The 14951-nt window shown below is 62.4% G+C and carries 12 protein-coding genes; 5 read left to right on the plus strand and 7 right to left on the minus strand.

Annotated elements, in window-relative coordinates:
- Window positions 1-16: 16 nt before the first annotated feature.
- Complete coding sequence (locus tag SAB01S_RS00195; protein WP_062731203.1) at window positions 17-478, plus strand: VOC family protein; 462 nt, start codon at window positions 17-19, stop codon at window positions 476-478.
- A gap of 21 nt (window positions 479-499) precedes the next feature.
- On the opposite strand, the gene SAB01S_RS00200 is transcribed toward SAB01S_RS00195, so the two are convergent.
- Both SAB01S_RS00200 and SAB01S_RS00205 read right to left on the minus strand, forming a co-directional pair.
- Window positions 500-1549: an NADP-dependent oxidoreductase gene (locus tag SAB01S_RS00200; RefSeq protein ID WP_062731204.1), complete on the minus strand. Its 1050-nt coding sequence runs from the start codon at window positions 1547-1549 to the stop codon at window positions 500-502.
- A 30-nt stretch (window positions 1550-1579) separates the two neighbouring features.
- Window positions 1580-2833, minus strand: coding sequence for an aromatic ring-hydroxylating oxygenase subunit alpha (locus tag SAB01S_RS00205; protein WP_369405235.1), 1254 nt, complete (start codon window positions 2831-2833; stop codon window positions 1580-1582).
- 90 nt (window positions 2834-2923) lie between these two features.
- On the opposite strand from SAB01S_RS00205, the gene SAB01S_RS00210 reads away from it, so the two are divergent.
- Both SAB01S_RS00210 and SAB01S_RS00215 read left to right on the plus strand, forming a co-directional pair.
- Complete coding sequence (locus tag SAB01S_RS00210) at window positions 2924-3688, plus strand: SDR family NAD(P)-dependent oxidoreductase (RefSeq protein ID WP_062731206.1); 765 nt, start codon at window positions 2924-2926, stop codon at window positions 3686-3688.
- 99 nt (window positions 3689-3787) lie between these two features.
- Window positions 3788-5206 carry an aromatic ring-hydroxylating oxygenase subunit alpha gene (locus tag SAB01S_RS00215; RefSeq protein ID WP_062731207.1) on the plus strand — a complete coding sequence of 473 codons (1419 nt, stop codon included), beginning with the start codon at window positions 3788-3790 and terminating at the stop codon, window positions 5204-5206.
- Window positions 5207-5227: 21 nt separating this feature from the next.
- Here SAB01S_RS00215 and SAB01S_RS00220 read toward each other — a convergent pair whose 3' ends face one another.
- Entirely contained in the window at window positions 5228-5788 is a 561-nt protein-coding gene (locus SAB01S_RS00220) for a nuclear transport factor 2 family protein (RefSeq protein ID WP_062731208.1), read from the minus strand.
- Between the two features lie 205 nt (window positions 5789-5993).
- Between SAB01S_RS00220 and SAB01S_RS00225 the strand changes: the two genes are divergently transcribed.
- Entirely contained in the window at window positions 5994-8441 is a 2448-nt protein-coding gene (locus SAB01S_RS00225; RefSeq protein ID WP_062731209.1) for a TonB-dependent receptor, read from the plus strand.
- 72 nt (window positions 8442-8513) lie between these two features.
- Here the strand turns inward: SAB01S_RS00225 and SAB01S_RS00230 are convergent, their stop codons facing one another.
- The 3 genes from SAB01S_RS00230 to SAB01S_RS00240 form a co-directional block, all read right to left on the minus strand.
- Window positions 8514-9026: a nuclear transport factor 2 family protein gene (locus SAB01S_RS00230; RefSeq protein WP_062731210.1), complete on the minus strand. Its 513-nt coding sequence runs from the start codon at window positions 9024-9026 to the stop codon at window positions 8514-8516.
- A gap of 80 nt (window positions 9027-9106) precedes the next feature.
- The gene (locus tag SAB01S_RS00235; protein WP_062731211.1) at window positions 9107-11380 is read right to left on the minus strand and encodes a TonB-dependent receptor; all 2274 of its coding nucleotides are present in this window, start codon (window positions 11378-11380) and stop codon (window positions 9107-9109) included.
- A gap of 305 nt (window positions 11381-11685) precedes the next feature.
- Window positions 11686-12696: an NADP-dependent oxidoreductase gene (locus tag SAB01S_RS00240; RefSeq protein WP_062731212.1), complete on the minus strand. Its 1011-nt coding sequence runs from the start codon at window positions 12694-12696 to the stop codon at window positions 11686-11688.
- A 101-nt stretch (window positions 12697-12797) separates the two neighbouring features.
- Between SAB01S_RS00240 and SAB01S_RS00245 the strand changes: the two genes are divergently transcribed.
- Entirely contained in the window at window positions 12798-13604 is an 807-nt protein-coding gene (locus SAB01S_RS00245) for a ThuA domain-containing protein (protein WP_062731213.1), read from the plus strand.
- A 16-nt stretch (window positions 13605-13620) separates the two neighbouring features.
- Here SAB01S_RS00245 and SAB01S_RS00250 read toward each other — a convergent pair whose 3' ends face one another.
- The gene (locus tag SAB01S_RS00250; RefSeq protein WP_062731214.1) at window positions 13621-14940 is read right to left on the minus strand and encodes an aromatic ring-hydroxylating oxygenase subunit alpha; all 1320 of its coding nucleotides are present in this window, start codon (window positions 14938-14940) and stop codon (window positions 13621-13623) included.
- Window positions 14941-14951: the final 11 nt, after the last annotated feature.

Here is a 14951-nt window from a genome sequence, read left to right on the forward strand (position 1 = left end):
GCGACAGGAGAGGGTCATGGTCGATCTGACGAACATACATCATAATGGCATTGCGGTGGCGGATGTCGACAAGGCGGTGGCCGATTATGGCCGAGACCTTGGGCTGAAATTCGCGCCGGTGCGTGATTTCGATCCGCTGCCATTCTGGACGCCGGAGGCGGGCGCGCACACGCTGCGCGTGCGGGCGACCTATTCGGTGGGGCAGGCGCCGCACCTGGAACTGGTGCAGGGGCAGGGGCCGTTCTACGACCCTGCAAACGCCACCCATGCCCGTCATGTCGGCGTGTGGACGCAGGATTTGAAGGGTGATGCCGACCGTCTGGTCGAGGCCGGATGGAGCGTCAAGGCCGCCAATGCCGCGCCGGATCAGGGTTATGGCGTCATCGCCTATCTTCTGTCCCCGGACGGCGCGCTGCTGATCGAACTGGTGTCGACGGACTTGAAGCCCGTGATCGACGATTGGCTGAGCGGCGCCTGAGGCGCCGGCCTTGGCCCCCAGTCAAACGGGGGCGAAGCCATCCAGCGTCGTGACGTCGGGGTCCAGCCGCACGATCGTCTTGCCGCGCGTCTGCCCCGACATCAGCCGGATGAAGGCGTCGGGCGCGCTTTCGATTCCCGTCGCGACATTTTCCGTCGCCCGCAACGCTCCTGTCCTGATCCAGTCACCCAGTTGCTGCTGGGCCTCCTCCAGCATGTCGAGATGCTCATAGGCCAGGAATCCCCTCATGGTGATGCGGTTGACCAGCACCTGCCACAGATTGCGGATAGGGTAGGGATCATTCTGGCTGTTGTAATTGGCGACCATGCCGCACACGACGATGCGGCTGAAATCGGCCATGTTCATCAGCATCGTGTCGAGGATGCGGCCGCCCACATTGTCGAAATAAATGTCCGCGCCCTTGCCACCGCAGGCTTCGCGCACCGCCGCGCCCAGATCATCGGCGGTCTTGTAGTCGACCGCCGCGTCATAGCCCAGATCCCCGGTCACTTCGGCAATCTTGTCGGTGCTGGCGATGCCGACGGCGCGACACCCGGCCAGACGCGCCACCTGTCCGGCGACGCTGCCCACCGCGCCCGCCGCTGCGCTTACCACGACGGTGTCGCCCGCCTTCATCTCGCCGATCCGCTTGAGGCCGACATAGGCGGTGATCCCCGACCAGCCCAGCGCCCCCATATAGGCGGTCAGCGGCATCGTCGGGTCGATCTTCACATTTTCGCAGGCGAAATTGTCCGCCGCGATGATGCTCTGTTCCTCCCAGCCGATGAACCCGCGCGCATGGTCGCCTACGGCAAAGGCCGGGTTGCGCGATTCGACGACCTCTCCCAGCACCATCGTGGGGATAAGGCCGCCCAGCGGCACGGAGGGAAGATAGGTGCCATCCCCTTCGTCCAGCAGGCCGCGGATCGCGGGATCGATCGCAAAGACCCGATTGCGCGTGCGCACCTCGCCATCGGCCAAGGGTCGAATATCCTCTTCGACCAGACGGAAATTGTCGGGCGTAGGAACGCCATGGGGATGCGATGCCAGAACGATGCGGCGATTCTTCATGGATAGTTCCTGTTTTTGATGGGATGCGGGTTACAGAACCGGCGGCGAGGCGTCGGCGTCGTTTGCGATCAGATAGTCGACATATTTGTGGAAATACTGGTTGCCGCGCTCGTTCCGGCCAAAGATCACCGATGAGAGCGCGCCGGATTCCAGCCCCTTCTGCACTTGCAGCCCCACGCCATAATCCTCCCGGTCGACGACATCGCTCAGCCAGTCCATCATGGTTTCGATGCCCGCCGCGTCCTCCGCATCGCGCGGCGGTTCGCGCCGGATGAACAGCAGGTTCGTGGTGTTCCGGTCGGGGGTCGGCCCGGGAATGAGTTGCGCCACCTGCGTGATTTCCGGCGCAAAGAAGATCGACACGTTGGGGAAGATCGTCCGCACGAAATCATAGCCGCTATTTTCGATATGCCCCCAGCGTTCGCGCGGCTCGGCCCCCAGTTTTTCCTTGATCGACACCTGCGGATAACCAACGCGCATGTGCGGGCCAAAGGCGGTGAAGTGCATGATGTTGGAAAAGGTGCGCGGATGGATGGTTTCCGGGTGCGCGGCGGCGAAATGATAGCCTTCCAGATAGCCGTCATAGGCGATTTTCCAGTTCGCCCCATGGATGCGCCGCGACCCGCAATAGTGCCAGTTGGCCAGGTCATAGGCGTCGAGGTCGTCCAGCATTCCGCCCAGATGCTTTTCGATGTCCATGTCGGCATCTGGCGACAGGCTGACCCAGATGATGCCGCCTGCTTCCGCGCAGGGCAGGGTCTTGAGGCCGCGTTCTTCCTTGCAGACGGGGCCGAACTTTCCGGGTTCCGCGACGCCGATGAGCTTGCCGTCATTGGCGAAGGTCCAGGCGTGATAGGGGCAGGAAAAGCGTTTCTTGTTGCCATGGCCCTCGGGCGTCAGGATCATGCCGCGATGGGTGCACACGTTCAGCATCGCGGCCACGCTGCCGTCGGTGCGGCGAGTGATTAGGACGGGCTTGCCCATCAGGTCCATCGCCTTGTAATCGCCAGGATTGGGCATTTCGGCGGTCAGCGCGGCCAGCAGGGGCAGCCTGTGAAAGATGGTCGCCATCTCGCGGTCGAAATGGGCCGGATCGGTATAGGCGGACGCGGGCACCTCCATCGGCGTTTCGGCGCTGTCGGTCGTGCCGTTTTCGACATATTCCAGCATCTTGGCGGCTTCGTCGCCGATGGTTTCATGATAGCCCATGCGCACCTCTACCCTGATCTGATTTGAGGTGCAGGCTAGCGCGCCGGGCGCGGCGGCGGAACTCTGGACAGTCATAGGTCAGGCGCATTTTCTGTGATTATGGCTAGTTGCCGGAACGGCGCGCGATCTTAGCCTTCCGCCTCACAGAAACGGACGGAGAGTGGCATGATCGACCTATCGGGCAAGGTGGCGCTGGTGACGGGGGCGGCGTCGGCGGGCGGCCTTGGCTTTGCCGGGGCCAGCATCATGGCGGCGCAGGGGGCAAGCCTGTTCCTGACCGATCTTGACGGAGCGGCCGTGGAGGCGCGCGCGGCGGAGTTGCGGGCTGCCGGGCACAAGGCGGCGGCCATGGCGCAGGACGTCACGGACGAAGCGCAGTGGGACAGCGTGCGCGACGCAGTGCTCGCGGAATTCGGCAAGATCGACATTCTGGTCAACAATGCCGGCATCGCGGTGCTGCGCCATATGAACGAGATCACGGCCGCCGAATGGCATCGCCAGATATCGGTCAATCTGGACAGCGTATTCCTGGGCACGCGCATGGCGATGGCACAGATGCGCGCGCAGGGGCAGGGCGGGTCCATCATCAACCTGTCCTCGGTCGCCGGCCTGTTCGGCCTGCCCGGCTGCGGCGCCTACAGCGCGTCCAAAGGGGGCGTGCGCCTTTTTACCAAGAGCGTGGCGCTGGAAGTGGCGGCCGAAAATATCCGCATCAACAGCATCCATCCCGGCATGATCTGGACCGACATGCAAAAGGTCGCGATCGCTGATAACAAGGACGTCTATGACCAGCTGGTCGCCGCGATCCCGATGCGCAAGCTGGGCGAGCCCAAGGATATCGGCAATATGGTCGCCTTCCTCGCTTCGGACGAGGCGGCCTATATCACCGGCGCGGAGTTCGTGGTCGATGGCGGCATGGTCGCGCAATGAAGGACCTTCGCCGCACCGCGACCTGATGCTAACCATAGGTCAATCGGCTCGCCATAAAGCCTAGCATGGCGCGAAAGCCGTCACAGGAGAGAGCAAGACATGGCCGAGAGCGATCCGCGCATCAAAGGCGAACCCCTGGCCCGGTGCCCCGGCCCATCGGTGCGCGACCTTATGGCGGCGGACACCAATCCGGTGCCCGAATTTCTCTACACCGACGAATATGAGAATTTGGGGTCGGAGCCGATTCCGGCCAGCCGCTATACCGACCCCGCCTTTTTCGAACTGGAAAAGGAGAAAATGTGGCCGCGCATCTGGCAATTCGCCGCGCGGGAAGAGGAACTGCCCGAGCCGGGCGATCATGTCGTCTACGACAATGCCGGCAAAAGCTTCCTGCTGGTCCGGCAGCAGGATGGATCGATCAAGGGGTTTTACAATGTCTGCCTGCATCGCGGGCGACAGTTGAAGACGAAGGATGGCTGGTCGGCCCAGCTGCAATGCCCGTTTCACGGCTTCACCTGGAATAATGATGGCAGCGTCAAGACTATTCCCTGCCGCTGGGATTTTTCGCATCTGAATGACGATGCGATGCATCTGGCCGAAGTGTCGGTCGGCCGATGGGGCGGTTATGTCTTCCTGCGCGAGGCGAAGGATGGCCCCACGCTGGAGGAATTTCTGGCCCCCATGCCCGAGCATTTCAAACGCTGGCGGCATGAGGAATGTGCGACCGCCATCTGGGTGGGTAAAGTGTGCAAGGCAAACTGGAAGGTGGTGATGGAGGCTTTCATGGAAAGCTGGCACACCGTGGTCACGCACCCCCAATTGCTGCCGTTCACCGGCGACGCCAATTCGATGTACAATATCTATGGCGACCATGTGAATTTGACGGTCACGCCCTTTGGCACCATGTCGCCGCATATCGATCCCCAGGGCAAGTCGCAGCAGTGGATCGTCGATGAATTCGTCAAATATAATGGCCGGTCTTCGGACAATTATGAAGGCGATGCGTCGCCCGAGGGCGGCTATAATGTTAAGGTGCCCGAGGGGAAGACCGCGCGTGAGGCGCTGGGCGAAAGCCTGCGCGCGACCACGACGAAGATGTTCGGCCATGACGTCAGCCATGCGTCGGACGCCGAGATGATGGACGCCATCCTCTACAATGTCTTTCCCAACTGGTCGCCGTGGGGCGGGTTTCAGCCCAATATCGTCTATCGCTGGCGTCCCTGGCATGATGTCGACCATTGCCTGATGGAGGTGCGCATCATCACCCGCGTGCCGCCCGGCGAAACCCCGCCCAAGGCGCCGAAGATGAAATTCCTGTCGCTCGACCAGAAATGGACCGAAGCGCCGGAACTGGGCATATTGGGCGACGTGTTCGAACAGGATATGGAGAACCTGCCGTTCGTGCAGGTGGGCCTCAAATCCAGCCCCAACAATCGCGTCGAGCTGGCCAATTACCAGGAAATCCAGATCCGCCAGTTCCAGAACACGCTGATGAAATATGTGAACGGCCAGCTGTGACGGCAGGCGCGGGGAGGGGCTTCAATCCCTTCCCGACGTTCCCGAATGCCAGTCGCGCGTCTGCGAAAAGTCCGCGCCGCGCGGGCCGGCCAGGTGGATCGTGACCTGTTCGTGCAGGATCGCGTCGGTCGCGCGGTCATGCCGCGCCCAGTCGATCAGTTCGCGCCGCCGCTGGATCGCCCAGCGTCCATCCTTATACGCATAGTCATCGACATAGCGCCCCGCCATCAACAGGTCCTTTTCCGTCCCGTCCGCGTTGCGCGTACGGTGCCAGGCAAAGAAATACACCTCTCCGCTGGCCGTGCCCGCGTCGATATCGACGTCAATGTCGATCTGCCCGATGATATGCTGGCTGCCGTGCAGGTCAGCCAGGAAGCCCTGCGCGAAATCGGTATAGGCTTCCGGACCGCCGCGTAGCAGGCCGCAGTCGACATCGGCGTCGGCGTGAAAGGATGACAGTTGCAGGTCGCGGTCCAGTCGATCCTGCCCGCGCATATAGGCGTGGATCGCCTTGATGATATCGCGCCGCGCGATGAGGTCGCGCAATTCCCGCTCCAGTTCCATGCCGCTCTCCCATTGCATAGCCACTGGCAGGACTTGTCCCGTTCCAATGCAAGCGCCGACACTATGACAAATGACAGGAACGCCCGTCCCGCCGTCCAACCTGCGGCTTGTCACAGTAGGATCATCATGCCCAAGCCCGCAATTTCGCAGGGGAAATCGGGCGCTGCCGCGACCCGTAGAACAGCATCCATGGCCGCGCGCCGTCGGGACGAAAGGGAGGATCATGATCCGCAATACATCATCTTTGCTGGCAGGCGTTGCCGTCAGCGCCGCGCTTTGGACCATGCCCGCAATGGCGCAGGACGCGGCGGTGGCCGACAATGCGACGGCCGGCGGTCTGGAGGATATCATCGTCACGGCCCGCAAGCGTCAGGAAAGCGTGCAGGACGTGCCTGTTGCGGTCACCGCCATTTCCGCCGAATTGGTGCAGCGCCAGGATCTGACCTCGATCGAGAAGATCGCCGCGCGCACGCCAAACCTCAACGTCGGGCGCGCGTCCAACGGTTCGGGCGCGCAGCTGACGCTGCGGGGCATCGGGTCCTCGTCCACGTCCATCGGGATCGAACAGTCGGTCGCTGTTGTCGTCGATGGCGTCTATTACGGGCAGGGGCGCATCATCAACGAAGGCTTTTTCGATCTGGCGCGCGTCGAGATTTTGAAGGGGCCGCAAGCGCTGTTCTTCGGCAAGAACGCGACGGCAGGGGTCATCTCGCTCACCAGCGCCGACCCGACATTGACGCCTGAGTTCAAGGCGCGGGCCGGTTACGAGTTCAAGGCGCAGCAGGCGCAGCTGGAATTTGTCGGCTCAGGCCCGCTGACCGATACGCTGGGCCTGCGTGTCGCCGTGCGCGGCTCGAAAATGTGGGGCGGCTATTATCGCAACGTCGCCGCGCCCTTCGATTATCCCACCATCGACGTGGCGACCGGCGCGACCGGGACGGCACTGGCCAACCCCGCGCCCGTGGACCAGCCGGGCGAGCGGGAGTTTCTGGGCCGCGTCACGCTGAAGTGGGAACCCACCGATCGCCTGACCGCGACGCTCAAGGCATCCGGCACCTATAACAAGACCAATAATAACAGCTGGAACTATGTCGCCTTCAACTGCCCCAATGGCGGCGTCAGCCAGCTCAACGGCTATGCCTGTGCCCGCGATTTCGTGACGCATCAGAACCGCATTCCCGCCGCGTTCGCCGGCCCGACCCCGTTCGTCAACGACGATGGCGACCTCTATAATCGCTACAAGAGCTGGGCGGTCACGGCCAACGTCAATTATGAACTCGACAATGTGACGCTGACGTCCGTCACCAATTACAACTGGAACAACAACCGCTGGGCGTGCGCCTGCGATTTCCAGTCCAGCCCGGCATCGAACTGGGCGACGGAAAATTCCACCTATCACGCCTTCTCATCGGAATTTCGTGCGCTCACGACGTTCGACAGCCCGGTCAACCTGATGCTGGGCGGGCTGTATCAGAAAACGAAGCGGGATTTCGACCAGTATATCATCCTGTCGGGACTGGTGAACAGCGCGGCCGCGCCCGAAGACCAGTATCTCGCCACGCGCAAGACCAGCTTCACCGATGGCGAGACGATCGCACTGTTCGGCCAGGCGACATGGAAGATCGTGCCGACGCTCGAACTCGCGGGCGGCGTGCGCTACACGCATGAAACCAAGGACAGTTTCTTCACCCAGCCCTATAATAACCCCGGTGTCACCGCGATTTTCCGGCCGCAGGACGACCCCGATGGCCTGGGCGTCATCAATGCGGACCAGACTTTCCGCAATTGGTCGCCCGAAGTGTCGCTGACGTGGAAGCCGACGTCCGATATTCTGGTCTATGGCGCATATAAGACCGCCTACAAATCGGGTGGTTTTTCCAATGGCGGCATCAATTCGAAGCTGTCGACCAACCCCTTCGACGACCTGACCTTTGATCCTGAACGGGCAGCCGGTTTCGAAGCGGGCATCAAGACGACGTTGGCGGACAATCAACTGCGCCTCAATCTCGGCGCCTATTCCTATCTCTACAAGGATTTGCAGGTCGACTTCTTCAATTCCCCCATTTTCGCCTTCCAGACGCTGACGGCCGACGCGCGGACGAAGGGCGTGGAGCTGGAGTTCGAATATGCGCCCCGGTCGGTCGAGGGGCTGAACCTGCACGGGTCGATCAACTATAATCGCGCACGCTATACCGACTTCCCGCAGGCGCCCTGCTATGCCGGGCAAAGCATTGCGCAGGGGTGCAGCATCGTCCTTGCCGATGGCGGCGTGCGGCAGAATCTGGAGGGCAAGCCTTTGTCGGTCGCGCCTCGCTGGACCGGGACGATCGGCGCGGCCTACGACAGCAGCCTGGGCAATGGCCTGAAGATCGGGTTGAACGCGGACCTGCGCTATTCCTCCTCCTATCTCGCCTCGGGCTTCGGCAATCCGCTGTCGCGTCAGGGGCGCTATGCGACGCTGGACGCCGGCGTGCGCATCGGGTCGGACGATGATCGCTGGGAATTTGCGCTGATCGGGAAGAATCTGACCAACCGCTTCTATGTCACCGGCGTCGTCGATGGCCCGTCGACGGGCGGCGCATCGGGCGGGCTGGTGGCCGCGCCCGCAGACCAGCTGGGCTTTGGCAATGTGCCGCGTACCGTCATGGCGCAGATCACGACCCGCTTCTGATCGCCCTGGCGCGGTCGTCGAAGGGCGCTGGTCCGGCCTCTCCCAGGACCAGCGCCCTACCTTTTGCCCCTGCTACAGGCTTGCCCAATGGGCGTAGACGGGATCGGCGTCCCCCCAGCCGCCGCGCGTGCGCCCCGGTTCATAGGACGTATCGAGCGGCGCGCCGGCCGGCTGGCTCATGGTCCAGTCGGCAACGAAGCAGCGATGCGCGATTTTCCACACGCCGTCGCGTCGCTCATAGCGATCGAGATAGCGCCCGCCGGTAAGCATATCCTGGCCGTCAGCACGCACCTGCGCGGTCACATAATGTTCGCCGACCGCCTTGTCCCCCTGGACCTCGACCCACTGGTTGGCGACCGTGTGAGAGCAATGATCCATCGTGTTGCGGCAATAGGCCGTGATGTCCTGGGCGAACTGATGGGCCGGACCGTTGACCGGGCCGGATATCATCGTCGCGTCATCCCAGAAGATGGAGGCGAGCAGGGCAGCGTCGGCGCGGTCGACGCCCCGGCAATAGGCCATCACCAGCTCATGGATCGCCGCCCGGGCGGCGAGCATGTCCAGCGTTGCAGCATGGTCGGTCAAGACATTCTCCTGTCATGAAAACAGCCGGGGCATCGCTGCCCCGGCTGCTGGTCGTGCGCTCTGTGAAAGGGGAGGCGCGATCAGAATTTGAAGCCAAGGGTTGCGCCATAGGTGCGCGGTTCGCGGGCGGTGCCAAAGGCCCACAAGCCCCCCACGGTGAACCCGTGGGTCGGCCCCCGATCATTGGCGAGGTTGCGGCCAAAGATCGTCAGCTTCGCCTCTTTCCCCGCCAGCGTGAAGTTGGTCGACAGGCTCGCATCGACCAGGCCCTGCTTGTCCGTGCGCACACGCGGATCATTGCCGTTGACGATGATCGGCCCGTTCACCAGGTCGCCGCTGATCGGACCCAGCGAAATCTGCTGATCATAGCGACCGATATAGCGATAGGTGAGGTTGGCGATGATTTCGCCAAAGCTGGTGGGGACCGTATAGTCGGCCGCCAGCGATGCCGTCATGTCGGGATTATAGATCAGGTCGTTCTTGGAATAATCATAGGGCACGACCGCGCCACTGACTGGAGAAATGCCGCCGACGATGAAATCCTTGAACTTGGAATCAAGCAGGCCAAGCGATCCCGTGATCGTCAGCTGCGTGGTCGGGCGGGCGGTGAAATCGAACTCCAGGCCCTTGATCTTGGCCGAACCCACGTTCGACGTGATCGTTTCATTGCCGGTGGCGCAGCTGGGGCAATTGAGCGTGTTGTTCTGCTGCAAATTCTTGTATTTGGAATAGAAGGCCGCGACGTTGAACTGCAATTTGCGGTCGAACAATTCCAGCTTGCTGCCGATCTCGAAACTGTCGACCACTTCGGGACGGTAGGACTGGCTGGCGCTGGCCGCCGTTCCCGCGCGCGGGGAGAAGCCGCCCGACCGGAAGCCCTGCGACCAGCTGGCGTAGATCATCGTTTCTTCGTTCGGGCGGAAGTCGACGCCGACCTTAGGCGTGAACTTCTTGAACGTGTCCGACCCCGCGCCGATCAGGTTGCCGCCAAAGCTGTTGTCGAGCGACTTTTTGTCGCGCGTGAACCGGCCGCCAAAAGACAGGCGCCAGCGGTCCGCGAACGCCCAGTTGAAGTCGCCAAAGGCCGCGATGGAGCGAGTGCGCCCATTGACCTCCTGCGGGTTGGTATCGAATATCAGAGGGTCGATATCGGGCGAAAAGGCGAAAACGCGGCTATATTGCGCCAGATAATAGTCTGATTTGAAATAATAGAGGCCGACGACATAATCCAGGCTGTCGCCGATCTTGCCGGCGGCGCGGAATTCCTGGCTCCACTGTTCATAATCCTGGAGCCGGCGGACATAATAAAGGTCGACCGACGATCCGTCGAAATCCTGCGTCTGGTTTTCCTTCGACTTGCGCCAGCCGGTGATCGACGTCAGCGTGATGTCGCCCGTATCATAATTCATTTCCAACGTTGCCGCCGGCGCGCTGTAGCGGCCGACATTCGCCTGCCCGAAAACGGTGTAGAGATCGGTGGTGTTGTTGCGGTTGCACTGTTCGGCGGGGATGAGGCCGCAGAAGACTTCGCCCGTGCGCGTCAGGCTGGCGACCACGGGATCATATTTTTGCACCTGCTTTTCGACGGTCAATATGCCTTCAAAGCCGCTGCCAGCAGGCGCGACGCGCAGGGCCGCGCCGAAATTCTCATTATTGGAAAAGCCGCGCGGGCTGCCGTCCTGCGCCTGCTTGTACCAGCCATCGGTTTCGTTGTGGAAATAGAAGCCCTTGATGCCCACGCTGCCGTCGCTCGACAGCGGCGCGTTGATCACGGCGCGGGTCGCCAGCGTGTCGAACTTGCCATAGGACACCTCGACCTTGCCGCCAAATTCACCGGTCGGCTTGGACCGGCGAATGTTGATGACGCCGCCGATCGTGTTGCGCCCGAACAGCGTGCCCTGCGGACCGCGCAGCACTTCAATCTGTTCGATATCGAAAAAGTCGAAAAACTGTCCGGTGCTGGTCCCGATGAACACGCCATCGACGACGACGCCCACGGTCGGTTCGGCGGATTTTTCAACGTCGGCATAGGTGAGGCCGCGAATGGCCAGATTGGCCGCCGCCGCGCCCGAATTCTGATTGGTGATGAGCAAGTTGGGCGCGGACCCGGTCAGGTCGCCGATATTCACTGCCGCCTTGTTTTCCAGCATTGCGGCATTCACGGCCGTGACCGCCACAGGCGTATCCTGCAACCGTTCCTCGCGACGCCGGGCGGTGACGATGATTTCACCTGCGCCGACGGGCTGTTCGGCTGCGGCCTGGGGTTCGGTATCCTGCGCGAGGGCGGGGCTGCCAAAGCAGAGCGCAAGGCCGCTCGACAATATGGTGGACGCGAACGCAATTCGTCTGTTCATGGCATTCTCCCCTCGGCGGCTGGACGCGTTCTGATGGGCGTCCTCTCACGCCGTCACTTTCGTCGATTTCGCAGATTTCGTTAGCTGTGATTTTACACAGGGTAGGTGAAAAATCGGCGGCTCTCAAAGACCGTATCGCAAGCGAAAGGACTGACATGGGCAGCAGCGATCGGCGGACCGTGATTCTGCACGGAACGCCCGGCACTATCTCGTTCAGGGGTTCGTAAATGCCCCGGCCGTCTTGATGCGATTGTTCGCCGACGCGAACCGAAGCAAGCCTATCCTACGGCCGTGAAGCGGCGCCCTCAGATCAGTTTCAGGATCATCTTGCCCTGATTGCTGCCGTCGAACAGGCGCAGCATCGCGGGCAAGGCATTGTCGATCCCGTCCTCCACATGCTCGTCATAGACGATGGCCCCTTCGCCGGCGAGCTTTGCCATGGCGGTGACGCCTTCGGGGAAGCGGTCCAGATACTGGCTGATCAGATAGCCGCGCATCGTCGCTGTCTTGACCAGCAATTGCCAGATGTTGCGCGCGCCCTGCGGTGCGCTGTTATATTCCGATATCAGCCCGCAAATCACCACCAGCGCCCCTTGCGCCAGATTGAGCAGCGCCGCGTCAAGGCAGGCGCCGCCGACATTTTCATAGACGAAATGAACGCCATCGGGGCAGGCGGCAGCGATGTCCGCCGAAAGGGCCTCTACATCCTTGCCGCGATAGTCGATCGCCTGATCAAAGCCGTATCGGTCAATCAGCCGCGCGCATTTTTCCGCGCCGCCTGCAATGCCGACCACGCGCGCGCCGCGCCGTTTCGCCAATTGCCCGACCAGCGATCCGACCGCACCGGCCGCGCCGCTCACCAGCACCGTCTGCCCCGCTGCGGGCTGCATCACATCCTCGACCCCGAACCACGCCGTCAGCCCTACCGCGCCGGCAACGGACAGATAGGCGGTGGGGGAGGGGACGGCGTCGACGTCGATGGGCTGGGTGAAGCCATCGCCGCGCCCGATCGAATAATCCTCGATCTTGTTGAGGCCCATCACCCATTGGCCGGCGGTAAAATCCGGATGGCGGCTCAGTTCGACCACGCCGATGGTGGATGCGCGCACCGCATCGCCGATCGGCACTGGGGGCATATAATTGCCCCCCGGTTCCAGCCAGCCGCGAATGGCGGGGTCAATCGAGGCATAATGGTTGCGAATCAGGAACTCCCCCTCCTGCAACGGCGGCACAATGTCCTGCGTCAGCAGGAAGTCGCTGTCCTTGGGCAGTCCCTGGGGCCGGGCCGCCAGCGTGAAGCGTCGATTGACCGTCATCCTGTCCTCTCCTGTCACTGGTCGCAGTTGGCCGCGAAACGCCCCGGCTGCACACTGGCGAAAAGAAGAGGCGGTGAACAGGGAAAGAGGACGCGAGCGCCATGCCGATCATCCATCATCATGCCGACCTCACCATATTGGTGTCCGTGCGGGGCCATCCCTTCGATCGCACGGCGTTCGATGCGATCTTTCAGGATATGCCCGGCGTCAGCGCGACGATGGTCGACCAGCCCGCCGCCGCCCGGTTGATGAACCCCGATGGTATGCGGGGTTTCGACGCGCTGCTGCTGTACGACATGCCCGGCCTTGATTTCGAACATCCGACCGATCGCCCCGGCATCGTCGCACCATCAGCCGATCTCAAAGCCGGCTTTCGCGCCTTGCTGGAGCAGGGGACCGGCGTGGTCGCCCTGCATCATGCCCTGGCCGGCTGGCCCGACTGGGAAGAATATGGCGACTGGCTGGGCGGCCGCTTCCTCTACAAGCCGACGATGGTGCGCGGTATGTCGCGGCTCGATAGCGGCTATGCGCATGACATTCCCTATGAGGCCAGGAACGTCGCGCCGGATCATCCGGTGATGGCGGGCGTCCCGGCCGGCTTTGCCATGCGTGACGAGCTGTATCTCGCCGAAATTTTTGAGGAGGATGTCACGCCGCTGCTGCGCGCATCGGCCAGCTTTACAGCGGAACGCTTCTACAGCCCGCAGCATGCACTCGCCGGGCGGATGCAGTGCAATGACGGGTGGCTCCATCCGGCGGGCAGCGACCTTATTGGCTGGGCGAAAAAAGCGCTCAATGCGCGGCTGGTCTATCTGCAACCCGGCGATGGCCCTGCGGCCTATGACCAGCCCGACTATCGCCGGCTGATCCGCAACGCGCTCCATTGGGTGGCCGGCCGGACGTCCTAACGCCCGGCCCCGCCGATCAATCGTGGATGCCGCACACGTCGTTCAGCTTTTCATGGAAGAACTGAACGCGCTTTTCCTGGTTGGCCAGAATGCCGCCGCGAAACCCTTTGGAATGGAGGCCAAGCTGCTGGCCGATCGCGACCGACAGGTCCTGGTCCGCCACCACGCCCAGCGTCTTTTCGCCAAAGACGATGCGTTCGCGATCGACCGGCTCCAGGGGCGTGGGGCCGTTCGGGCCGATCACCTCGTCCGTATCGCCGATGCGATGGGCCATGAACCAGTGGTCGAAGATGCAGCGCTCCGGGTCGGTCGGATGCGGTTCCGACCGAAGCAATTGCACGCCGTCCGGCCACATGGTGAAGGTGATGTTGGGCCAGAGGGTGAAGTGGAAATAGTCGACAATCTCCGTGTCGCCCATATGGTCATAATGGCTGTAGCCCTTGGCCGCGCCCAGCTTGCGCTTTTGCTGCGCGATCGCGTCCCGCGCCGCCATCGCATTGCCCTCATAAGCCTTGGGATCGAGTTCCCAATATTCCAGCGCCTGCGCCAGCGGCAGGTCGAGGACTTGATGGGTGGGATAGCGCGCCGATGGCTGAAGGCCGGGCATCCGCATCATGTTATGGCCGGTGTCGGGATAGATCCGGAATTCGCAATCCTCCACCCGGTCGTTGATGACGGTCGCGATTTCGGGATGGAGCGTCGGCAGATGATAGCTCTCGTTGAAATTGTCGCGCACGATCTTCCAGTTGCACGGCACGTCCGACGTCACCGCATAGACGCGGGTCATCTTTTCCATGCCCCATTGCGCCAGATGATCGTGGACCTGCGCGCCCAGCCAGTTGCGCAGCGATGCCGCGTCTGTGTCCATGTTGAACCAGACAAAACCGCCCCAGACCTCGCACCGGATTTCCGACAGCTTGTGCTTGCCGCAAGGATTGCCGCCGGGAAAATCATCGGGGTCCTGCACATGGGCGAGCGTCCCGTCGGGATCGTAGCGCCAGCCATGATAGCCGCACACGAGCTGCGGCGCGCCGCCTACTTCGGCCCAGGCCAGGCGATAGCCGCGGTGCAGGCAGGCATTGTAGAAAGCGCGGACCGATCCGTCCGCCTGCTTCACCATGACGACCGATTCGCGGCCCAGATTGTGGGTCAGGAAATCGCCCGCATCCATGAGGTCGGCCGCCATGCCGCCGACATGCCACACCTTCGTCCAGACATGCGCCCATTCCGCGTCCGCCCATCGCTGCGCATAATAGCGTTCGCCCGTGATCGGGTCGCCCCGCACCGGCGGATCATAGTCCGCAATTTGCCGACCCATCAGCGCTTCTACCGTCATGGCCCTCTCCC

The sequence above is a fragment of the Sphingobium abikonense NBRC 16140 genome, assembly GCF_001598335.1.
In the GTDB taxonomy this organism is placed as follows: Bacteria; Pseudomonadota; Alphaproteobacteria; order Sphingomonadales; family Sphingomonadaceae; genus Sphingobium; species Sphingobium abikonense.